The sequence below is a fragment of the Alphaproteobacteria bacterium genome (genome assembly GCA_018063245.1).
GTDB lineage: Bacteria > Pseudomonadota > Alphaproteobacteria > JAGPBS01 > JAGPBS01 > JAGPBS01.
The window spans coordinates 1-20884 of sequence record JAGPBS010000039.1 but is presented as its reverse complement, the minus strand read 5'-3'; the positions used below and the strand labels follow the sequence as shown (position 1 = coordinate 20884).

The window sequence follows — 20884 nt, the reverse complement described above, 5'->3', positions numbered from 1 at the left end:
TGCTTGATGCGCTTACACTTTTCCCTCATGCGCGTGAGGTCAATGTGAGTGCCTCACATCAGGCCTTTGAAACTTCGAGTCAAGAAGATGCACTATGTTTAAAGGAATTATTGTCCTCTCAATTAGAAAAGTTAGCGATTCCGCACGATGTGAGTTCCTCAGTTTTGCGCATGCTTATTGATGTTGGATTGGTGGATATGATTGTGGATCTTGCTTATAAAAGTCATTATCACGGCACGGTTGTTTAAATCCAAAGAAAAAAGCCCTTCACTGAAGGGCTTTTAAATGCGTTTATTTTTCTGTTTTAGTCTTGTGCTTCAGAATCTTCAACTTTTTCAATCAACGGAGCGCTTTGAGGTTCTTTTGGAGCCAATGCAGGTCCCTGAACGATGATCGGCAGTTCTTCTGAAGGTTCATATGATTTATCTAAGATTGGAGAATAAAAACGAATCATGTTTTCTTGCCCTTTTTGCATTAAAAGAAGAGCTTCTCCTGATTCTAGAATGGCTAATTTTACTTGCTTTTGTTCTTTATTAAATTGGACTGTTACTATATAAACATTGCTGATTCTTGCTCTGCTCGGGTTTTCTTCTATCTTCAGCCAATGTTGAAGCTCTATATTTCTCATGATTTTTTCATTGAACTCTTGAATTGATTTCGATCCTTCAGGGTTTCCAACGTAATGAAGGATGCCGAGGCCTTGCCGTATAAAGGATGATTTTCGTATCTCAGCTGGCGCGTGTTCTGGTGCAAAGGTCTCTTTGGCTTGGCGTGCAGCTTCAGCGGTATATGCAAAAACACCTGTAAGAGATTTTAAGAGGGAGCCAAATTGACCTGCAGCTGTGATGGTTTGAATTGTACCCATAGCAATATCTGGAATTGTTCCTTGAGCAATGAGCCCCATACCTTCTTTGGTTGATTTTAGGGCTTCTTTGGCAATGTCCTGTGCAGCTTTAAGGTCATCTTGAAGATTTTCACTCATTTTGTTTCCGGCGATACGGAATTGAATTCTTTTTTCAGGCACTTCAAAGCCAAAGAAAGGAGTGAGTAATCGAGAAAGCAAAACTGTAGCATCTCTTTTGCACATAAATGAAGGTTGAATTGCTTTGGTTGAATCCTGAAAAACTGTAGGTTGCAGTGAACCTGTATTCTGAATATCTGACATAAAAATACCTTATCTAAATTTAAAATCGTTCATTTAAAAATAAATCTAGTGGCTTCTTTTCAGGAGCCACTAGCTTTTAATCATATAGAGTATAATTTTACTCTTATGCAGCAGAATAAAGCTCTGCAAAACTCCACAAGCCATAAGCGAGTGTACTGGCTGCAACAACAGCAGGTAGAATGCCTGTCGCTGTACCAGATGTCATTGCTGTAAGACCGATAAGGCCTTGAGCAACGTCAGTCAAGGATGAAGCTGCACTTGTTACATTCTTCATTACGTCTTGTGAGTCCGTTGAACTCACGTTATGTAATGCAAATTGTAGACCTGCAACTGCGCCCATGACAGCCATTTTTTTCGGCGTAGACAAAGTTTTTCCACAAACTTCGGCTGCTTTTTTTACAATTGAACCTGTGTTTGAACAGATAATTGCAGTATCATCAATTGTTTTCACAGTTGAATCGCTGCAGCCCAAACCTTTTGCAATTGAAGCCGCCCAAGAGACTTGACGAGATTGAAGTGACTTTGTAGAAACATCTTGCGCATCATCTGATGTGCGTGATGTTGCAACCGCTGTCGCCTCAGTGCTCGGAGCGCCGTAGAAATAGTTTTGAATAGTCGAGAAATTCGAAATAGCAAATGTCATATCAATTTCCTTACTCAAATTACTAGTCAAGAATGTTCCATACCTAAAACATCTTCTTTACATTATATAAAAATTAATCTTTTGTCAAGAGATAATTAAGGATAATTGAAAAATTATTAATAATCAATAAGATGTGGTTTCATTCGTGTATATTGTTGACTTATTTTAAAATTTTATTGAATTGATGTATAATATAAGAGAGGTGAAAGAGGTGCAAAATGTCAGATCTTTCAGAAATCAAAAAAATAAAGATTCAGGAATTAGAACAAGCTTTCCAAAGCGGAGCATATAGAGTTGAATCTATAAGAGATGCTCATAGGAGAGTTGTTGCGCGTGAGACTGTTGTTTCAGTTGGGCATAGAGGGATTAAAAGTAAGCCAGTTGAGGTTTCGCGCGAATTCTCTATTCCACGTGAGCTTCATAGAATGGCGCAACAGGCACGCGTAAAAGGAGATTTTGTTGGAGCCTTTAAGTTGTTTCTAAAGGCTGCAAAATCTGGATCCAAAAGTGCTCAATTTTGGCTTGGAAAAATTGATCGATTGGAGCCCTTAGAACAGTCTAAAATTGGGAACAAGCAATCAGTTGCTGTTGATAGAAAGTTCAATATTAAACAATCTTATTTATTAAAGAAATTTGCAGATGTTCTCATGGTTCTTCATCAAAAATATCCTGAGAAATATTCAAAACAGATGACTGATCTTATTATCAAAAGTCTTTCTGATGATAAAGTGGATAATGGACATTGTTTAGGTTTTGCCCTCTATTTTGGTGAATTGTCAATTTTGATTAATCCTGAAACGGGTCAGGATCGTACAGGGGAATATTTTGAGATTGCTCAAAAAATAATGAATTGGGATGGAGACCTTTTTGTGCCACCTGAGAATTTTTCATATCAAATTCCACAGACTGGCAAAGAGTCTGGTAGACTATATCGAGATGATCTTTTACCAGAAGAGCAGATAAGGTTAGATTTCACAAGAGAGATAACCGAGTTTATTGAAATTATTAGATTCCAGCAACAATATTTTTGGGAGGGAGATTCAATCGCTCCCAAGCCAGGTGGATGGTTTTTAGATGCAGAGGGTCAGGATATCCAAAGAAATGAGTTATTGAGTCAGGCAATTGATGTTCCTACTTCCAATCAAGAAGATCTTCCAGGCATATACAATAGGCCATATTTTATATCAGAAGAGTATGAAGTCACATCAAAAAGCTTACCATCCTTGCTGGAGAGTTGTATGTTTGAAACAAATGTTGCCCAGATCACAATTAGAGCTGGTCTTCACGATTATCATGCAACCACAGCTATTTATCGGGAGGGGCACTATTACTACTTTGATCCCAATATGACGTCTGAAGAGGTGAACTATGATCCTCGATTTTCAGCTTGTTCCTATGATTCTGTTGATGATTTGGTGAATGGCATTGAATTCCATTTGCAGAAGATGGGCTACGGGGACAAGTTTTATGTTGTTTTTACCAGTAAAGATCGGGAGAATTTTGTGTACCCAACCCAAGAGGATGTGGAAAGCCGATTCAAGTTTATGCAAATAGCAAAAATTTATGATGAGGTGAAAGAAAAAGGGAATGATTTGCTAGCAGGGCTTTCCAAGAAACCACCAATTATTGATATAGTGAACACACCTTTGAATTCGGATATGTTAAAGACTTTGGTGGAGCATTTCCCAGATCTTAAATTCATGAATATGAGTCAAGAGGAATTGGCAAATCTACATTATAACTGGGGAGGTCAGTATCTAGCTTTGGCTGCGGAGGAAGGGCATCCAAATGCGCAATATTATCTGGCCTTTGACTCCTTTTACTTAAGTCGATCTGATGAATATGTTAAAAGTAGACATTATGAAACAAGTCTCCATTATTGTGATTTGTTTTTACATAACACTAAAGCATCTCAAAATCAAATCGAGCGAGTGAGACAATTACGCATTGATATCAATAATATAGGAATGCGAGCGCTGAAAACTGCTGAATTTTCACACCTTACTCACGCTTTTGAGGATGCAGAAAAGGCTTATGTTCTTGCTGCAAGCGCTGGAAATCCTATAGCGCAAGTCAGGCTTGCTGATATTTATGAGGGGCATGAAGCATCAGAAATTACGGTAGCCTTTGGTCATGATGATGAAAAAGCTTTCAAATATAGAAAAATGGTTACAGAGAATCCAGATGCGGATCCAGTCGATCGATTTGATGCGCAATTTGATCTAGCCGATATGTATGAGAATGGTAGGGGTGTCAGTAAAAATACTTCTAAAGCATTAGAATATTATAAGCTTATAGTTGATTCAACGCTTCCATCAGACTTTCATATGGATGCGATGAAGGATATTGCGCATAAAAAGATTCAAGCTTTGTAAATTGAAATATCTATCTAAATTAATTTAAATCTTGACATTTTTTAAATAATGTGTTACCAATGATCATGTCTGTTATATTTTCGAAAGACAAATAGTATTTTAAAAGGAGAAATAAATGAGTCATATTCAGAAAAACGCTGCTGCTTCGAATCAAGATCAAATTCAAGCTAACCCTAACCCGAGTCCAAATCCTGAATTTCGTCTTGAATTAAATGGTCTCTTAAAAAGAGCAAACCCTCAAGCTGCTGTAAAGGTTGAGATTAAAGATCAAGATGGTGGCGCACCGCCGGCCCTGATGCAAAAGCCTGTTATTGTTGGAACTCTTGAGGCAAGGCTCAATAAACTCGTATTGATGATCGAGCAAATTGAGAAAAGAAATCTAGAATCTAAGCAACTAGTTGATTTACATCGTCAAAGGTCTGATATTAGGGCAGAGCTCAATCGTCAAAAAATGAGAGATAAAATTTTAAATGACACGCAAAATGCTAGGGAAGAGTTCGTAAATTTCAGATCAGCGCAGAAAAGAGGTGAAGCTCTCGAAATACCTCATAGTCTTGAAAAACTATATGAGATGAGAGATAATATGTTGATGGCTGCTCGTAATGCTGAAAGAAATATTGAGGAATATAAGCGATCTTTAGAAGAGTTCGCAGAAAGTCAGATATCTTATAATCAGCTTTTGCTTGAGAGAAGCAAAGCTCAGCTAGCATTGTACGAAGCTCAAATTGAAGTAAAAAGGGCAAGTGCTCCTGCTCCTCGTTATTCAAGACGTTAATAGCAAAGGCTTATATTTTAAAAACCCTTCACTTTAAGTGAAGGGTTTTTTGTTGAGAAATTTCAGTTATCACCAGCGCTGCGCTGTTTTTCTTTCCGTTTTCGCAGATTAGCCCTGAGTGCCTCAGCTCTGGCATCTGTTCTTGTTGGGGTTGCTAAATTGCTCTTAGGCGGCAAAGGTTTTTGCTTTGCCTTTTCAACCTTCACTTTTTTGTCCGTCATCTTTATCCCTTTTGATCAATATCTTCAATTTCTTTGATCATTAAGCTTATCATCGCAAGACCTTTGGTCCAAAAGCTTTTTTGAGAGGCATCAAGACCAAAAGGAGCAAGAAGTTCTTTATGTCTTTTCGATCCACCAGCTTTGAGAAGGTCGAGGTAGTTTTTCACAAATAAATCCTTTTCTTGCGCCGTTGAGGTGCTTTGATAGAGGGCATAGAGTGAATTGACAAGGCAATCCCCAAATGCATAGGCATAGACATAGAAAGGCGTATGGATAAAGTGGGAAATGTAGGCCCAATAGTTTTTGTAATTGTCATCAAAGGTGATGGCTGGGCCAAGGCTTGTTTCTTGGATTTCCATCCAGAATTCTCCGATTTGCTCTGAGCTGAGTTCGCCCTGTCTACGTGCTGTGTGAAGTTTTTTCTCAAATTCAAAGAAGGCAATTTGACGTACAACGGTATTGAGCATATCTTCAACTTTTGATGCCAGCAGTATTTTACGCGCCATCGGGTCTGATTTTTGTGATAAAAGCTTACGGAATGTCAGCATTTCACCGAATACAGAAGCTGTTTCTGCGATGGTTAGAGGGGTATGAGATTTGAAATAGCCTTGTTTGCTGGCAAGAACTTGGTGAACGCCGTGGCCCAATTCATGGGCAACAGTCATTACATCACGTGATTTGCCGAGGTAATTTACAAGAATGTAAGGATGAGAAGAGGGAACAGATGGATGTGAAAAAGCACCAGAGGTTTTGCCCTTGTATACTTTTGCATCAATCCAGCCTTCATCAAAGAAGCGTTTGCCAACTGCTGCCATTTCAGGGGAAAATTCTTCATAGGCGGTCAGAACAAGGTTTTGGCAATCTTTCCATGAAAATGGAGGGTCTTGATCTTGCGGCAAGGGCGCGTTTCTATCCCAATAGTTTAGAGTATCAGAGCCAAACCACTTTGCTTTGAGTTTATAGTATTTGTGAGAAAGAACGGGGAAATGTTCTTTGACTGTTTCAGTCAGCGCTTCGACGACCTCATCTTCAACTTGATTTGCAAGGTTGCGTGAGGAAACAATATTTGGATATTTACGCCAACGATCGCTAATTTCTTTATCTTTGGCGAGGGTGTTTGTAATCATCGTGAAAAGGCGAATGTTCTCACCTAAAACTTTACCTAGAGTTTCAGCGGCCTCTTTTCTGTTAGATGGATCTTTATCTGAGAGCAGGTTTAAAATCTCGGTGCAAGAGAGATCTTTACCTCTGAAAGGAAATTTGAGCGCAGCCAGGGATTCTTCATAAAGTCTGCACCAAGCAGAGCTGCCAACCACTGATTTATCATTGAGGAGCGTTTCCATTTCATCAGAGAGTTGGTGGTCTTTGTAAAGACGGAGCACGTCAAGCCAAGGTTTGTAAGCAATCAAGGCAGGACTCTCCGCGTATTTTTTTTGCAGATCAGCCTCAGGGATATTATTTAGCTCAAGCGTGTAAAAAATAAGGGGTGATGAAAGGTCAGTGATTTGTTCTTGCAGGTCTTGATAGGCTTTGCCGACTTCGGGTGTTTCGAGCCTTGTTTGATAAAGAAGCCCAATGTAGGTCATGATTTTGCTTAAAGTTTCATCAAGAGCTTCCATACGCGCAATTGATTTTGCAAGTCCATCACCAGAAAGGTTGGTCACTTTCTCAAAATAATCAGTTCTGAAAGATGTCGCTTCATTTTGTGCTTTGGCAAGATCTGTCTTGATTTGAGGATCATCAAAAGACTTGTAAAGATGAGATAAATCCCAGTCTGGTAAAGTGCTTTGATCGATTTCGGTCGCTGGAGATTTGTTGAGCATATCATAGTCCTTCATTCGAGTTGCTTGCATCGTTTTCTTATTTTCATTGATGAGTTTTAAAAAGCGATAAATATTTCGTTTCGTTTTTGAGATTTATAGCTTAGGATAGAGAATTATTTAGAAAATGACAAGAAAGATAAAAATAAGTCGGAGGTTGTATGTTGCTGCGTGAAGTGAATTTAGAAGATAGGTATACCCGCGTTCATGGTGAAGTCATTATGTCAGGGATTCAGGCCTTAGTCAGGCTTCCTATGTTGCAAAGAGAGATAGACCTCGCATCAGGGCTCAATACAGCTGGATTTATTTCAGGCTATCGAGGCTCACCCTTAGGTGGATATGACCAAGCGCTCTGGAAAGCAACGAAGTTCTTGCAAGATCATCATATTGTTTTCCGTCCAGGGATCAATGAAGATTTGGCCGCAACAGCCGTTTGGGGGAGTCAGCAAACCTGCCTTCATCCTGAGAATATGAAATATGATGGTATTTTTGGAATCTGGTACGGTAAGGGGCCTGGTATTGATAGATCTTGCGATGCTTTTAAACATGCAAATGCAGCAGGAACGGATCCTAAAGGTGGTGTTCTTTTGCTGATGGGCGATGATCATGGCTGTAAGTCATCAACATTGCCTCATCAATCTGAACAAGCTCTTATGTCTTGTTTCATTCCAATTTTAAACCCAGCTGGCGTTGAAGATATTATTGATATGGGGCTTTTTGGTTTTGCCTTGTCACGCTATTGCGGTCTTTGGGTTGGCTTTAAGACAATCACTGAAACGGTTGATAGCTCATCTACTTTCAATATTGATCTTGCAAAATATAAGTTTGAGACGCCGCTTGATTTCCGCCTGCCAGTAGGAGGGCTCAATATTCGCTGGCCAGATGTTGCGCTTGAACAAGAGAAGCGCATTTTGGATTATCGCTTGCCTGCAGCTCAAGCTTTTGTCAGAGCCAATAAAATTGACAAGGAAGTGATTGCAGCACCCAAGCGAAAAATTGGGATTATCACAACTGGTAAGTCTTATCTGGATGTGCGCCAGGCATTAAAATGGCTTGAGTTAACGGATGAACAGGCTGCAGATTTTGGCATTTCGCTTTACAAGGTTGGTATGAGCTGGCCTCTTGAGCCACAGGGTATTGAAGAGTTTGCAAAAAATCATAAATTGCTTGTGATTGTAGAGGAAAAGCGTGGGGTTATTGAAGATCAAGTCAAACAAATTCTTTATGGGATGAAGGATACAGCGCGTCCTGTGATTTATGGTAAGGCCGATAAAGAAGGGCAGCCTTTTTTGAGTTCCGCAGGTGAGCTCTCTCCTTGGGAAATTGCGATTAAACTAGGAACCGTATTAGCGGATTATACCATTGTTCCAAATGTTCAAGGCCATGTTGACTACTTGCAGTCACTTGCCTTCAAGCCTGGTAAGAATCATGAATTTGTCGATCGTAAGCCATTTTTCTGTTCAGGTTGTCCCCATAATACATCTACCAAATTACCAGAAGGTTCACGTGCTCTTGCGGGTATTGGCTGTCACTATATGACAATCTGGATGCCAGAAAGGCACGCTGAAACTTATACGCAAATGGGCGGTGAAGGTGTTCCGTGGATTGGCCAGACTGATTTTACAAAAGAAAAACATGTCTTTGCAAATTTGGGTGATGGGACTTATTATCACTCAGGGCTTTTGGCGATCAGAGCTTCTGTTGCAGCCGATGTAAATATCACATACAAAATTCTATACAATGATGCTGTTGCCATGACGGGTGGACAGCCTGTTGATGGTCCCATTAGTGTTTCAGAGATTGCTTCACAATGTTACCATGAAGGTGTCAAAAAGATCATTGTCATGTCAGATGATATTGAAAAATATAAGACAGCAGGTAAAGGCTCGCCCCTTAAAATGGATGTGCCTGTTGAGTTTTATCAGCGTGATGATTTGGATAAAGTGCAGAAGAAACTCCGAGATTATGCAGGCGTCTCAGTCTTGATTTACGAGCAGACCTGTGCTGCTGAAAAACGCCGCCGCCGGAAGCGCGGTCTTCTTGAAGATCCACAAAAACGTGTTGTTATTAATCAACAAGTTTGTGAGGGTTGTGGCGATTGTTCTCTGAAATCCAATTGTTTGTCAGTCACTCCCGTTGAAACAGAATTTGGTCGTAAAAGACAGATCGATCAATCTTCTTGTAATAAGGATTATTCTTGCTTGAAAGGCTTTTGTCCAAGTTTTGTGACCGTCTATGGAGGGAAACTAAAAGCGCCTGATAAACGATTCTTCCAAGATTATGATACAAGCACATTGCCTGATCCAAAATTGCCGTCGATTGACGACAGTGCTTATTCTATCCTGGTAACAGGCATCGGGGGTACAGGTGTTGTGACAATCGGTGCAATCTTAGGCATGGCTGTTCATATGGAAGGCAATGCTTGCTCGATGATTGATCAGGCTGGCCTTGCTCAAAAGGGCGGAGCGGTCACGACTCATTTAAAGATCGCAAAAAGACATGATCAAATTTTTGCCTCACGCATTTCAATTGGTGAGACAGATCTATTGCTCGGCTGTGATAAGGTCGTGTCAGCCAGTGCAGATATTTTGCAGAGATTGTGCCCTCAGCACAGTCATGTTGTGATCAATCAAGATATTACAATGACATCTGACTTTACAAAGAATCCTGATTTTTCAATCTCTGATCAGGGCTTATTAAAGCAAATTGTGAATCGATGTGGCGATAAAAAATTTGTGCATGAATTTGGAGCAACGCATGTTGCTGCAAAGTTGATCGGAAATACGATTGAAGCTAATTTGATGATGCTTGGTTTTGCCTATCAAAAAGGGCTTGTGCCTGTAACACATCAAGCGATTGAAAAGGCAATTGAGATGAACAATGTCTCAGTTGATAAGAATAAATTGTCGTTCTTGATTGGCCGTATCGCAGCAGAAACACCTGATTTTATTGCGGAAAAATTGAATCAATTGAGCAAAGGACTTGAACTCGATTTCCAAAGAAAGTCAGAAACGCTGGAAGAGATGGTTTTACGTCGCATGTCAGATTTAAAAAATTATCAAAACGAGGCTCTGTCTGAAACCTATGCATCGCTTGTTGATCGTGTAAGAACAGCAGAAGAGACTTTGGGTAAAAAAGATCTTGAAATGACACAGGCAGTTGCAAAATATTATTATAAGCTTTTGGCTTATAAGGATGAGTATGAAGTTGCAAGACTTTACACAAATGGTAATTTCAAGAAGTACTTAGAGCAGACTTTTGAAGGAAATTATAAGCTTGAATTTAACCTTGCGCCTCCTTTGATCGCAGACAAAGATTCTGAAACAGGTCACTTGAAAAAGAAAACTTTTGGTCCTTGGATGTTAAGTGCTTTTTCTGTGCTCGCAAAGCTGAAATTTTTACGTGGTACAGCCTTTGATATTTTTGGTTATAGTGCAGAAAGACAAGCTGAAAGAGGATTGATTAAGCATTATGAGCAGTTGATTGATCGCCTTTTACCTCTTTTGAATGACGAAAATTATATTTTAATGCTTCAATTGGTATCATTGCCAGAAGAGATAAGAGGCTATGGTCACGTCAAAGAAGAGCATCTAAAAGGGGTAAAGTTGAGAGAAGAGAAGCTAATGGCACATATTTTTGATCCGGCAGCTGATAAAGAATTATCTCAGTCTGCTGAAGGTCATTTACGCCATGCCTCATGAGTTAAAAGGAGTTGGAAGAAGAATGTACAATATTGCTGTGATTGGGCTTGGATATGTTGGACTGCCAGTTGCTGTTGGTGCTGCAAAGTATTTTGAGAGCGTCATTGGATTTGATATTAAGAAAAAGCGTATTGAGGAATTAAGATCGGGTCATGATTCAACAGGTGAAGTGAGTAGCGATGAGTTAAAGACAAATCGTCTAGCCTTTACGGATGATCGAGATGATCTGAGGAATTCGAACTTTTTTATTGTGACGGTGCCAACGCCAATAGATCAAAATTTTCAACCTGATTTATCTCCTTTAAGATCAGCTTGCGAGTGCATCGGTCCTGTTCTCAGCAAGGGAGCAATTGTTGTTTTTGAATCAACGGTTTATCCGGGCGTTACAGAGGAGTTCTGTGGACCTTTGCTCGCAAAGATCTCTGGTTTGATTCAAGGTGTTGATTTTAAATTGGGCTATTCGCCTGAGCGGATTAATCCAGGCGATAAAGAACGCCGTCTTGAGACGATTCAAAAAATCATTGCAGCAGAAGATGCGACCACCTTAAAAGCGCTTGAAGATGTGTATGGTAAAATTGTAAAAGCTGGCCTGCACTATGCTTCTTCCATCAAAGTTGCGGAAGCAGCAAAAGTGATTGAGAATACACAGCGTGATCTAAATATTGCTTTGATGAATGAGCTATCTCTCATTTTTGATCGTCTTCATATTCCAACAAAAGATGTGCTAGAAGCTGCCGGCACAAAATGGAATTTTTTACCCTTTACGCCAGGTTTGGTTGGAGGGCATTGCATCGGTGTTGATCCTTATTACTTAACGGCGAAGGCTGAAAGTGTTGGGTATCATCCTCAAGTGATTTTAGCAGGCCGCCGTATCAATGATGGCATGGGTAAATTTATTGCTGAAAAGACTGTTAAATTGATGATGCAAAAGGGTGTGAATCTTCAAACAGCTCGGGTCGGTATTTTAGGGCTCACTTTTAAAGAAAATGTCCCGGATTTGCGCAATAGCCGCGTGCCAGATATTATCAAAGAATTGTCTGACTTTGGGATTCATCATTTATTGATCCATGATCCTCATGTAAGTGTTGAAGAAGCCCATGAAGAATATGGCGTAAAGCTCTGTGAACAAAAAGATTTGATGAACCTAGATTGTTTGATCTTGGCTGTATCTCATAAAGAATTTAAAGAGCTTGGTATAAAGGGATTACAAGGTTTTTTAAATCCAAAAGCTGCTGTTTTTGTTGATGTAAAGTCATTCTTTTACCAGAATCGTTCAGATTTTGCAAATCATGTCAGTTATTGGTCTTTGTGAGAATAGGTGAAATCTCGATATCGCTGCGTTATAATTTCTTTCTTGACCAACTATGACTTTGATTTAAAGAACCGTCATTCAGAGCCGCCTCATTTAGAGGTGGCGCCTGTCCCGCCGAAGCTTTAGCGTAGGAGGATGGAATCTCTGGACAGTATCCACATGCTTTGGACTTATTTGTTACGTCCTAGAGACTCCACGCTTTCCTAGAAGGAAGGCTCTGAGTGACGACTTATCTATACAGTGCCATAATGATTAAGTGGCCTGTAATGGTTGCTCTTAAGATTTTCACTTGAAGATTCTGATTCTGAGTCTTTAGATTTAAGATTCCACCCTTGCGATTTGCTTAAGATCACGCTATAGTATGGCCTATGTTCGGAGCGTGGCGCAGCCCGGTAGCGTACTAGCATGGGGTGCTAGGGGTCGTGGGTTCAAATCCCACCGCTCCGACCAGTTTTCTCTTATATCCCCCTTTCTCTTTTTATCGTCAAAACCCTAGATCGTATAGCACTATATCTTTTAGTGGTAGGTGGGTTTTTCACTAATATAATAATTTAAATAAAATTTTACATTTATTTTAATTCATGTTATAATAATTCCTATAGGTAGGTTTTGTAGATATTGAACATGATCAGGAGGAGAAAAAAATGACAATAACAACAGTTACAGACAGATCAGAGGGTATGTTCTCAGCCATTAAAGCACTGAGTATCATTACCGTTATAGGCGTTCTTACAGTTTTTACGCTCTCGTTTGAGGCACGCGCTGCTGACGATGGTGTCTCATTTCAGCAGGAATTGACGAATATAGCGAAGAGTTTAAATCCACCTTTTAGTGAGAAGTTCGTGGCTGCCTTTTTAGCAGATTCACGATTTGCACAATATGCAACAACACCGCCAGCAGATGGGACAACAAAAGAGACTTTTGCGAAAATGGCTTTTGGTAATTACTTGAATGAGCAAGTGTCAGGAGCAAAAATAGAAAGTAAAACAGTAACAGCAGCAGATTTTAAGGCATTGTTGGATTCTCATATAGATAGTAATTTCTCACAGTTTCCTGAAGCTGCTTTAAAAAAAGGGTTAGTTGATTATATGAAAGAGAAATATCCCAATGGATTCCCAGATCCATTGACTTTGAGACAAGTAGAGAATATTTTGAGTGATTTTGCTTCTTGGATGAAATATACACCTTATGGCAAATTAGGGGGGAAATTGAATGATAATGATGGTAAGTACTTGGAGGACTCTTTAAAGTTAAATGTACTGGGAGACCTAAGAAGTGGGATTGCTTTAGACATCAGAAATGGTGACTACTTGCCTTCAATTCCGGCAACGAAGTCTGCCCCATCAACTGCACCAACTCCATCAGCGCCACCAGCTACACCTATTCCACAGATGAAGAAAGTAGTGCCTCTTCCTCCAGTTGATACTTATATTATTGATGAAGATCCAACAGGTTTTCAAGATAGAGATTCACCAAGAGATCAAGGAACTCAGTCTGCTCCATCGACTGCGCCAGCTCCATCAGCCCCACCGCCATCAGAGCCAGATGATGGTGATGATTAAGATGAAGGTTTAAACTGAAATAGGATCATAAAAAGCGGCCTGGAAATTTGCGAGATTGCGACTCGTATAGTTGAAAGGCCGCTTCAGTTTGCCTTTAAAGTAAGTAAGAACCAAATGTTGCCAAGTTGAAATAGGCTCAAGTCCGTCTTTCTCACATAGATAATCAAACCAAGCCTTGCCATATTTGACATGATGGATTTCATCATCGTGAATGATTTGAATAATATCTGCAGTCTTGTCATCGTCAACATTCCGAAAAGTTTGCGCCATACCAGGCGTTACATCAAGGCCGCGTGCTTCAAGAACCATAGGCACAATGGCAAGCCTCGCCAGAAGATCATCTTTTGTGTCAATCGCTGTTTCCCAAAGACCATCGTGAGCAGGCAAAGCCCCATATTCTGATTCTAGTTCTAAGAGCCTGTTTTGAATGAGCATAAAGTGCCGTGCTTCATCATCTGCAACTTTGACCCAATCATCATAAAAGGCCTTGGGCATTCCTGGAAAACGCGCAATGATATCCCAGCAAAGATCTATGGCATTGAGTTCAATATGAGCCAGTGAGTGGAGCAGTGCAATTTTATTTGCAAGTGTTCCAGCTTTTCGTCTTTTTGGCATATCTTTGGGCATCAAAAGATCAGGTTTATCTGGTCTATTTGGCCTTAAAGGCGGTTCAGCTTCTCCTAAAGGAATTTGATCTTCTTGCCAAAGAGCTGCGAGCTTTCGACTAAGGCTTGATTTTTCTTCAGGCGTTGCTGTTTGTAAGATAAAAACAGCGCCAGCGCAGAGAGTGGTGAAATGAGGGGGATGCATGAGAGAGTCCATTATTGATTGATCGAGCCAAAGGCCTTCATAAAGGGGTTTTTAAAATGAGGCTTGCCATAACTAAGTCTTTCACCATGAAAGTCGGTGATGTGCCCCCCTGCAGCTTCGAGAATCGCTTGCGCAGCCGCTGTATCCCATTCTTTGGTTGAGCCAAACTTAGGGTATAGATCGAAGATATCTTCTGCAATGCGGCAGAATTTAAGAGAGCTGCCAAGGTAAGAGATGGTTTCAACAGATAGATTTTCTAAATATTGATCCATAAAGGGCATGCGGGCAGAGGAGTGTCCTAGAATGATCCGAATGGATTCGCGTATTTCTTTTGGTAGGGAAAGCTCAATAGGAAGTGTGTCTTTGGATTTTTTATAGGCTTTACCTGCTGATGTGTAATAAAGTTCATCTGTTGCTGGGGCGTAGATGATCCCGAGGACTGGAAACTTTTGGTGGATGAGACCAATATTCACTGTGAATTCAGGTTTGTTTGCCAGAAAACTTGAGGTGCCATCAATGGGATCTAAAAGCCAGTAGGTTTCAGCATTAATTTGTTCAATGGGGTTTGTTTCATAATCTTCTTCCGAAATGATGGGAAGCGAAGAGAGAGATTTGATACCTGTGATAAGTACTTTTTCAGTTTCTTTGTCAGCAATACTTGCTTTGCTGCCATCAGATTTTCTGTATACATCCAGGGGCTTTTGATAGTAATGCATCGCAACATCGCCAGCTTCAAGTGCTATTTGGCAAAGTTCTGTAATCGATTCGGGATGAAGGGTTTCATTTATGATCATTCTTATTTATATCACATCTTGGCTGTCATCGTAACAAAAAAGGGGAGCCACTTGACTCCCCTTTTTTGAAGTTATTTTTTAGTAGTAATTATAAGCAGGCCTACTATCTCTATCGTAATTGTTCGATGTGAATAGATATGGTTGAAGATATTCCTGAGGTGCTTTTGGAACATGACTTGCATGCATTTCATCCATTATTTTATTAAAGAAGTTTTTGTTTAGAACATCATAAGCGCTCTCGAATTCGCTCTCATAATTCGCATCACCTTCAGAGATGTTTTGCTTTTTGAGATATGATTTTACGATTCCATGGTAGAAGAGTTTATTTGATGATTGACTGTTAGGTCGCGCTTCTTGCTCTAAATGCTCTTGCTTTTTCTGAAGATGGCTTGTCTCTCTCCGCTGGTCTTCTTGACTTTTGATGGCGATGAGGTCTTTTAAGCTTCTGTGATCTCCAGCAGCACACCCCAAATAGGCTTTAATACAATACTCAAAATGGTTGCTAAGAGGTGTTATCGATGCAGGTTTGTTAGCATATTGCCTGAGCTTAGCCTTCAGTTTAATTTTTAACTTATTCAGTGCCTCAATATCTCTTGTTTGTTTAATTCTAGAGAGCTTTTTATCGATGGTGGTGATGTAGTGATAGATATCATGTTCGATTACATTTCCCTTAAAAAAATCTAAAATAATGAATGACATGAACATTTCTTGCTCAGCATAAAATTGATTAAATTGAGCATCAAAATCTGCTACAGCTTTTTTTGCTGGAAGAACAGGAAGTGCTCTTTTTGCAGCAGGAACTACGTTTTGTGCAGGTGGTTTGGGCGGATTTACAGGCGGCATAGGAGGTAATGTTGGTGGTTTACCTCCAGTAGATGATTTTGGTGGTGCCTTTGGAGGTTCAACAGGGCTAATGCTCCGTGCTGGTAAATCGACAGGCTTATATGTTATAGGTGATGATGTCTCAATGACTCTTGCGGGAGGGGTAGTCGGAAAAGTGTGTTGTGGTACAGGACTGAAGGTAGTGTTTAGTAATCTTGGTGCGTTTTGAAAGAAGGGGGAATTGAATCCGCCAGATTCTTCAAAATGCTTCTGTGCGTTTTGGAAAAATGGTGTGTTGAAAGGATCATTGTTAAAAAAGCTCATGTAAATATCTCCTGCTTAAAATGTCTAAAAAACAATATATTGCATTTGTTTTTTTATATTTTTAACATAATTTTATTTAATGTCAAGCGATAGTTATGTTTTGTTATTTTTATATTGAAAAAGGGGGGGGCTTTTATGTAAGGTAAAAGAAGAAAAGGGAGCCTTAGTGACTCCCTTTTCTTTAAGTTTTGATAAATATTAAGACTATTTTTGAAAGACAGGGATTGTTGTGATAGGTCTATTTTCCGCAACTGGAGGTAGCACGAGCGTGCTCATTTTTTCATTCTTTGTTTGTGATGGATCTTTTGCGATAAATTTTGGAGATCTTTTTAGTGGTCCGTTGAGGCCGGCTTCTTCTTGGCAATTATTGGTTGCGGGTTGATTGTATGAATCTATAAAGCTATTGCCTAATGCGCTCATATTCGACTTCTCCTATAAATAAAATTTAACTAATTAGCAATTTGATAAATTACTAATTATATTTATACTACAATTTGTTGTATATTGTCAAGTACTTTTGTTTATTGGATATTTAGTGAATATTCTGGGGGGCTAAGTCATTCTGAATAAGGGTCGCTCTAGCGATCTCTTTTTCATTCATAAGGCTCAATGGCGTCCCATCTGCGGCATGGACAGAATAGACGATTGTGTCACCATCATTGAGCTTGATAGGCTTAATATATGCCATCTCTTCAATACCAAAGGCTTTAAATGCTTCAGGAGATATTTGACTTAAAGAAAGTAAAAAGGATTTGGTCATTTTGTTTCCGTTTGTGGAGGTCGTTGGTATTATAAAAGTTAATGAATTACTTATAATTTAATTCATTACCTTAGAGAATACAAGGGGTAACAAAAAATTATTCTGCTGATTAGCCTAACATCAAGATTGTCGATGGTTTGTTGTACATGCAATTTGTCTGTCTGACAACACGATTAACGTGGTTTTAACGTCTATGTTCTATATTTATACTTAAGTAACATATTGTAAGGTGGTGGTAGAGCTTCAAGATCCAGGATGATATGTGAAAGAGGTGACGAGATCTGGGGAGAGAAAATGCTTCAGACGTTAAAAAAGTTAAAAATATGTGGATTTTTGTATATTGGTGGAAAACTCCTAACACTTTCCTTACTTTTCTTTATACCAGAATCTATCTTTCATGAGAGTGCTCATCGATTAGCTTATGTTGAAAACTTGATACAACATCTGTTTTTCTTTTTTGAAAGCGATTTCGGTTTGATTTTCATGCTTGGTGCGATGGCTTTGATATGTTCAATGTGTCTTCCTTATAGACGAGTTGGGATGATGCATTATTATGAACCGCTTTAATTATTAGAAACCGGTTCAGGTTTCTGGTTGGTCATGTGAGTATCGTACATTTTTTGCATTGCCGATACGGGAATGGCAAAGCTGATTCCGGTTGGGGATGAGATTGCCTCTTCTTTGGAGCTTTTGATGAATGTACTATTCAAAATACCGAGTACTTTCCCAGTTTCTACATCATAGACTGCGCTACCGCTATTACCAGGATAAGCAACAATATCGAGTTGAATGATTGTATATGGATTATCAAGCTCACGAATACGGTGTGCGCTGAGTGCTTTTGTCCCGGGTGCAGGAACAGCTATAGGGGGAAGAGCAGAGACAATACCGCGATGTGTGACCGGAAAAAACCCGAGAGAAGATCCAAAGGGAAACCCCGTAATTGCAACAGCCATGCCTTCTTTGACGTCACTCATGCTAGCCATTTGAAGGGTTGGCAAATGAACATCATTGTTTAGTTTTAAGAGGGCAAGATCCGTTTCTTTATTTTCGGCAACGACAGTCACGGGATAGATGGCTGTATTGTTTCCAGAACCATGAAAGACAGAAAGAGATTCTTTGTAAGTCGTGCTATATCCTTCTGGCAAAACGTGTTGATTTGTAAAAATATATTGTCCATTTCCGATAACAAAGCCCGATCCTTGAACAATAGATTGAGGTTGTCTTGCGGTTTGAAAGGTTCCAACGCCAACAACAGAAGGTTTGACTTTCAGAAGTGTATTTGTGAAATCTTCAGCATCAGCCAAGTGAATATAGCAAAGAAAAAAGATAAAAACGAGCAGGGGATAGAGCCAAAAGATTCTAATCTTAGTTCTGATTTTGTCTTTGATCACTTTTGTCATGGTTTTGTCTCTTTTGTTGTTTTTCAAGAAAGGCTTGAAAGATCATCAGAAGCCAGAGAGTCCGGCTATGATCTCGACTTCCAGATAAGTGCTGCGTGACATAACGTTCAATTTCAGCGGGATTGAAGTAGTTGCTTTCAATGAGTGTTCCTTTGAGGAGCTTTTCTTGAATTTGTGTTTTTAAAGGGCCTCTGAACCATGAGCATAAAGGCACAGAAAATCCCATTTTTGGGCGATATAAAATATCATTCGGTACAAAAGCTTCAAGAGATTTCTTGAGAATGTATTTGCCTTCAGTGCCTTGTATTTTCATGGAAATGGGCAAGTGAGCTGACCATTCCAAAAACAGATGATCAAGCATAGGGGCTCTCACTTCAAGAGATGATGCCATGCTAGCCCGATCGACCTTTGTTAAAATATCACCAGGGAGCCATGTTTTCAGATCTGTATATTGGGCTTTTAACACAGGATCATGTGTTGGTGCTTCTTTGTAGGTTTTACGAATGAGCTCAACGGCATGGTATTTTTGAAGTTCTTTTTTAAAAGAAGGGCTAAAAAGAGAGTCTCTCTCATAATCTGTCATGCAGGAGATATTCATGAAATATCCATCTGCACTTGAGGCTGCGAGTTCCTGAAACGTCTGTTTGGCCCTGAGATATCGAGGAGCCCAGTCTAATTTTGGGTAGAGTTTTCCTAAAGGACCAAAAATGCTTTTGCGTACTGAATTTGGTAAGAGAGAGCGAATTTTTTCTTCCTTTTGGTGAAAATGGTATCGTCTGTAGCCAGCAAAGAGTTCGTCTCCCCCATCGCCAGAGAGAGCAACTTTAAGATGTTTTGCTGTTGTTTGACAGAGTTGATAGGTAGGCAGGGCTGAACTATCACCAAAGGGTTCATCAAAGAGATCAATCATTTTGTCAATCAAATGAAAATCATTTGCATTTACTTGTGTATGGTGATGATTGGTTTTATATTTGGTTGCAATCATTTGTGCATACTGTGTTTCATCAAAGTTTTTATCATCAAAGCCGATTGAGAAAGTATTGATTGGATTGTCATAAAGACAGGCCATCAGAGCAACAACACCAGAGGAATCAACGCCGCCTGACAAAAAAGCGCCAATTGGGACATCACTCATTTGCCGCACCCGTACAGCTTGTGTGAGCTCGTAGATGCATTCCTTTTTGAGTTCCTTTTCATTCTTTTGATTGGTTTGATCAAAATGAATATCCCAATAAGATTTGATAATAGGGTGTTCTTGCCCTTGCTTGATTAGTAAATAATGTCCGCCAGGTAGCTTAGCTGTTTTCTGATAGAATGATTTTGGATCAGGAATATAACTGTAAGCAAAAAAATCTTCAATTGCTGTTGGGTCAAGCTTTGTATCAAAGCTTGGTAAGCATTCTAGTGATTTAATCTCAGAGGCAAAGGCAATGCCTCCATCATTTAAAAATGAATAATGAAGAGGTTTTTTGCCAAGCCGATCCCTTGCGATAAAGAGTGTTTGATCTGTTTCATCCCAAAGAGCAAATGAAAACATACCACGCAAGTATTGTGGTAATTTTGTTTTCCATTCACGCCATCCATGAAGAAGGACTTCTGTATCTGAGTTCGATTGGAAATGATATCCTAGAATTTCCAGCACATTTCGGAGGTCGTGATAATTATAGATCTCCCCGTTAAAGACTGTGGTGAGTTGGCCATCAACTGTACTCATGGGTTGGCTACCACCAGCAAGATCGACAATTGATAATCTTCGATGACCAAGTCCTAATGAATGATTTTTGTTAAAGAAGAAACCTTCTCCATCGGGACCACGGTGATGAATGAGATCTGTCATCTCATTTAACAGGCCAGAAGATACAGATTTTTGTGACAGAGGGTAAAAGATACCAGTTAAGCCGCACATTTATGGATCATTTCATCATTGAGGTTTAGAGGCATTAGAAGCGTTTGGTATTTTTGAAAAGAGATCGCTCAGATCAGGTAATGATTGAACCACTTTATCAAGTTGGTTTTGATAGGTATCATTACTCGATTGTGATTTTGGAAGAAGAACCATGACAAGAAAGCCGGTTTGATGCCCATATTTCATTTGAGAGAGAGCCTGGTTGATTTTGACTTTGATTTTACTATTTGTGAAAAAACCATTGATCCAATAGGTGACTGCAATCGGTATATCCTCATTGTTTCTGTATAATGTCTCAAGATTGAATGGGATTTGGTGATTATTTTGTTCAATCAGATAAGAGCTTGTTTTTTTCCATTGCACGGTTGTGTCATCAAACATCTGATTTTTGAAAAATAAGAGAGAATGATCTCCATCTTGATGAGGATAATAAACAATTTTGATTTGGATAGGTTGGTTATTCAGTGTTGCACATTGTGTTAGAATAGAAG

General features: G+C 39.6%; 19 protein-coding genes and 1 tRNA gene. 8 read left to right on the top strand and 12 right to left on the bottom strand.

Annotation, left to right across the window (positions count from 1 at the left end; all coding sequences use genetic code 11):
- Positions 1 to 248: hypothetical protein (locus KBF71_06530; GenBank protein MBP9877969.1), on the top strand; the 248-nt coding region annotated here is incomplete at its 5' end.
- 56 nt (positions 249 to 304) lie between these two features.
- Here the strand turns inward: KBF71_06530 and KBF71_06525 are convergent.
- Together KBF71_06525 and KBF71_06520 are read right to left on the bottom strand one after the other, a co-directional pair.
- Positions 305 to 1165 carry a hypothetical protein gene (locus KBF71_06525; protein MBP9877968.1) on the bottom strand — a complete coding sequence of 287 codons (861 nt, stop codon included), beginning with the start codon at positions 1163 to 1165 and terminating at the stop codon, positions 305 to 307.
- A gap of 103 nt (positions 1166 to 1268) precedes the next feature.
- On the bottom strand, positions 1269 to 1808 hold the full coding sequence (locus tag KBF71_06520; protein ID MBP9877967.1) for a hypothetical protein: 540 nt from the start codon (positions 1806 to 1808) through the stop codon (positions 1269 to 1271).
- Between the two features lie 218 nt (positions 1809 to 2026).
- Between KBF71_06520 and KBF71_06515 the strand changes: the two genes are divergently transcribed.
- Entirely contained in the window at positions 2027 to 4183 is a 2157-nt protein-coding gene (locus tag KBF71_06515) for a sel1 repeat family protein (GenBank protein MBP9877966.1), read from the top strand.
- Positions 4184 to 4298: 115 nt separating this feature from the next.
- Positions 4299 to 4958, top strand: coding sequence for a hypothetical protein (locus KBF71_06510; GenBank protein ID MBP9877965.1), 660 nt, complete (start codon positions 4299 to 4301; stop codon positions 4956 to 4958).
- A gap of 62 nt (positions 4959 to 5020) precedes the next feature.
- Here the strand turns inward: KBF71_06510 and KBF71_06505 are convergent, their stop codons facing one another.
- Positions 5021 to 5179, bottom strand: a complete 159-nt coding sequence (locus KBF71_06505) for a hypothetical protein (GenBank protein MBP9877964.1) — start codon at positions 5177 to 5179, stop codon at positions 5021 to 5023.
- Positions 5180 to 5181: 2 nt separating this feature from the next.
- Positions 5182 to 7002, bottom strand: coding sequence for a M3 family oligoendopeptidase (locus KBF71_06500; protein ID MBP9877963.1), 1821 nt, complete (start codon positions 7000 to 7002; stop codon positions 5182 to 5184).
- A gap of 158 nt (positions 7003 to 7160) precedes the next feature.
- Between KBF71_06500 and KBF71_06495 the strand changes: the two genes are divergently transcribed.
- The 4 genes from KBF71_06495 (at position 7161) to KBF71_06480 (ending at position 13574) form a co-directional block, all read left to right on the top strand.
- A complete protein-coding gene (locus tag KBF71_06495; protein ID MBP9877962.1) occupies positions 7161 to 10700 on the top strand; it encodes an indolepyruvate ferredoxin oxidoreductase family protein in 3540 nt (1179 codons plus the stop codon).
- A gap of 22 nt (positions 10701 to 10722) precedes the next feature.
- Positions 10723 to 12012, top strand: a complete 1290-nt coding sequence (locus KBF71_06490) for a nucleotide sugar dehydrogenase (GenBank protein MBP9877961.1) — start codon at positions 10723 to 10725, stop codon at positions 12010 to 12012.
- A 373-nt stretch (positions 12013 to 12385) separates the two neighbouring features.
- Positions 12386 to 12462 (top strand) — tRNA-Pro (locus tag KBF71_06485).
- Between the two features lie 194 nt (positions 12463 to 12656).
- The gene (locus KBF71_06480) at positions 12657 to 13574 is read left to right on the top strand and encodes a hypothetical protein (GenBank protein MBP9877960.1); all 918 of its coding nucleotides are present in this window, start codon (positions 12657 to 12659) and stop codon (positions 13572 to 13574) included.
- A gap of 9 nt (positions 13575 to 13583) precedes the next feature.
- On the opposite strand, the gene KBF71_06475 is transcribed toward KBF71_06480, so the two are convergent.
- The 5 genes from KBF71_06475 to KBF71_06455 form a co-directional block, all read right to left on the bottom strand.
- The gene (locus KBF71_06475) at positions 13584 to 14384 is read right to left on the bottom strand and encodes a ferritin-like domain-containing protein (GenBank protein ID MBP9877959.1); all 801 of its coding nucleotides are present in this window, start codon (positions 14382 to 14384) and stop codon (positions 13584 to 13586) included.
- Between the two features lie 11 nt (positions 14385 to 14395).
- Positions 14396 to 15178 carry a 3'(2'),5'-bisphosphate nucleotidase CysQ gene (cysQ, locus tag KBF71_06470; protein ID MBP9877958.1) on the bottom strand — a complete coding sequence of 261 codons (783 nt, stop codon included), beginning with the start codon at positions 15176 to 15178 and terminating at the stop codon, positions 14396 to 14398.
- 78 nt (positions 15179 to 15256) lie between these two features.
- Positions 15257 to 16324 (bottom strand): hypothetical protein, encoded by a 1068-nt coding sequence (locus tag KBF71_06465; GenBank protein ID MBP9877957.1) that lies wholly within the window; start codon positions 16322 to 16324, stop codon positions 15257 to 15259.
- Positions 16325 to 16528: 204 nt separating this feature from the next.
- Positions 16529 to 16744: a hypothetical protein gene (locus tag KBF71_06460; protein ID MBP9877956.1), complete on the bottom strand. Its 216-nt coding sequence runs from the start codon at positions 16742 to 16744 to the stop codon at positions 16529 to 16531.
- A 112-nt stretch (positions 16745 to 16856) separates the two neighbouring features.
- The gene (locus KBF71_06455) at positions 16857 to 17084 is read right to left on the bottom strand and encodes a DUF1150 family protein (protein MBP9877955.1); all 228 of its coding nucleotides are present in this window, start codon (positions 17082 to 17084) and stop codon (positions 16857 to 16859) included.
- A 294-nt stretch (positions 17085 to 17378) separates the two neighbouring features.
- Here KBF71_06455 and KBF71_06450 point away from each other — a divergent pair, with 294 nt between their 5' ends.
- Entirely contained in the window at positions 17379 to 17651 is a 273-nt protein-coding gene (locus KBF71_06450; GenBank protein MBP9877954.1) for a hypothetical protein, read from the top strand.
- Here the strand turns inward: KBF71_06450 and KBF71_06445 are convergent.
- The 3 genes from KBF71_06445 to KBF71_06435 form a co-directional block, all read right to left on the bottom strand.
- Positions 17648 to 18487, bottom strand: coding sequence for a trypsin-like peptidase domain-containing protein (locus KBF71_06445; GenBank protein ID MBP9877953.1), 840 nt, complete (start codon positions 18485 to 18487; stop codon positions 17648 to 17650). The two genes, KBF71_06450 and KBF71_06445, sit on opposite strands and share 4 nt — an antisense overlap.
- Positions 18453 to 20393: an amidotransferase 1, exosortase A system-associated gene (locus tag KBF71_06440; protein MBP9877952.1), complete on the bottom strand. Its 1941-nt coding sequence runs from the start codon at positions 20391 to 20393 to the stop codon at positions 18453 to 18455. The genes KBF71_06445 and KBF71_06440 overlap by 35 nt, the downstream gene beginning before the upstream one ends.
- Before the next feature lie 15 nt (positions 20394 to 20408).
- A partial coding sequence (locus tag KBF71_06435; GenBank protein ID MBP9877951.1) for an EpsI family protein occupies positions 20409 to 20884 on the bottom strand: 476 nt, incomplete at its 5' end.

What these genes read in the sequence shown, in the direction of transcription:
- KBF71_06445 (MBP9877953.1), bottom strand. Translation starts at nt 18,487, where the DNA reads ATGACAAAAGTGATCAAAGACAAAATCAGAACTAAGATTAGAATCTTT.
- KBF71_06480 (MBP9877960.1), top strand. Translation starts at nt 12,657, where the DNA reads ATGACAATAACAACAGTTACAGACAGATCAGAGGGTATGTTCTCAGCC.
- KBF71_06490 (MBP9877961.1), top strand. Translation starts at nt 10,723, where the DNA reads ATGTACAATATTGCTGTGATTGGGCTTGGATATGTTGGACTGCCAGTT.
- KBF71_06475 (MBP9877959.1), bottom strand. Translation starts at nt 14,384, where the DNA reads ATGCATCCCCCTCATTTCACCACTCTCTGCGCTGGCGCTGTTTTTATC.
- KBF71_06495 (MBP9877962.1), top strand. Translation starts at nt 7,161, where the DNA reads ATGTTGCTGCGTGAAGTGAATTTAGAAGATAGGTATACCCGCGTTCAT.
- KBF71_06455 (MBP9877955.1), bottom strand. Translation starts at nt 17,084, where the DNA reads ATGACCAAATCCTTTTTACTTTCTTTAAGTCAAATATCTCCTGAAGCA.
- cysQ (MBP9877958.1), bottom strand. Translation starts at nt 15,178, where the DNA reads ATGATCATAAATGAAACCCTTCATCCCGAATCGATTACAGAACTTTGC.
- KBF71_06520 (MBP9877967.1), bottom strand. Translation starts at nt 1,808, where the DNA reads ATGACATTTGCTATTTCGAATTTCTCGACTATTCAAAACTATTTCTAC.
- KBF71_06465 (MBP9877957.1), bottom strand. Translation starts at nt 16,324, where the DNA reads ATGAGCTTTTTTAACAATGATCCTTTCAACACACCATTTTTCCAAAAC.
- KBF71_06500 (MBP9877963.1), bottom strand. Translation starts at nt 7,002, where the DNA reads ATGCTCAACAAATCTCCAGCGACCGAAATCGATCAAAGCACTTTACCA.
- KBF71_06505 (MBP9877964.1), bottom strand. Translation starts at nt 5,179, where the DNA reads ATGACGGACAAAAAAGTGAAGGTTGAAAAGGCAAAGCAAAAACCTTTG.
- KBF71_06460 (MBP9877956.1), bottom strand. Translation starts at nt 16,744, where the DNA reads ATGAGCGCATTAGGCAATAGCTTTATAGATTCATACAATCAACCCGCA.
- KBF71_06510 (MBP9877965.1), top strand. Translation starts at nt 4,299, where the DNA reads ATGAGTCATATTCAGAAAAACGCTGCTGCTTCGAATCAAGATCAAATT.
- KBF71_06450 (MBP9877954.1), top strand. Translation starts at nt 17,379, where the DNA reads ATGCTTCAGACGTTAAAAAAGTTAAAAATATGTGGATTTTTGTATATT.
- KBF71_06525 (MBP9877968.1), bottom strand. Translation starts at nt 1,165, where the DNA reads ATGTCAGATATTCAGAATACAGGTTCACTGCAACCTACAGTTTTTCAG.
- KBF71_06440 (MBP9877952.1), bottom strand. Translation starts at nt 20,393, where the DNA reads ATGTGCGGCTTAACTGGTATCTTTTACCCTCTGTCACAAAAATCTGTA.
- KBF71_06515 (MBP9877966.1), top strand. Translation starts at nt 2,027, where the DNA reads ATGTCAGATCTTTCAGAAATCAAAAAAATAAAGATTCAGGAATTAGAA.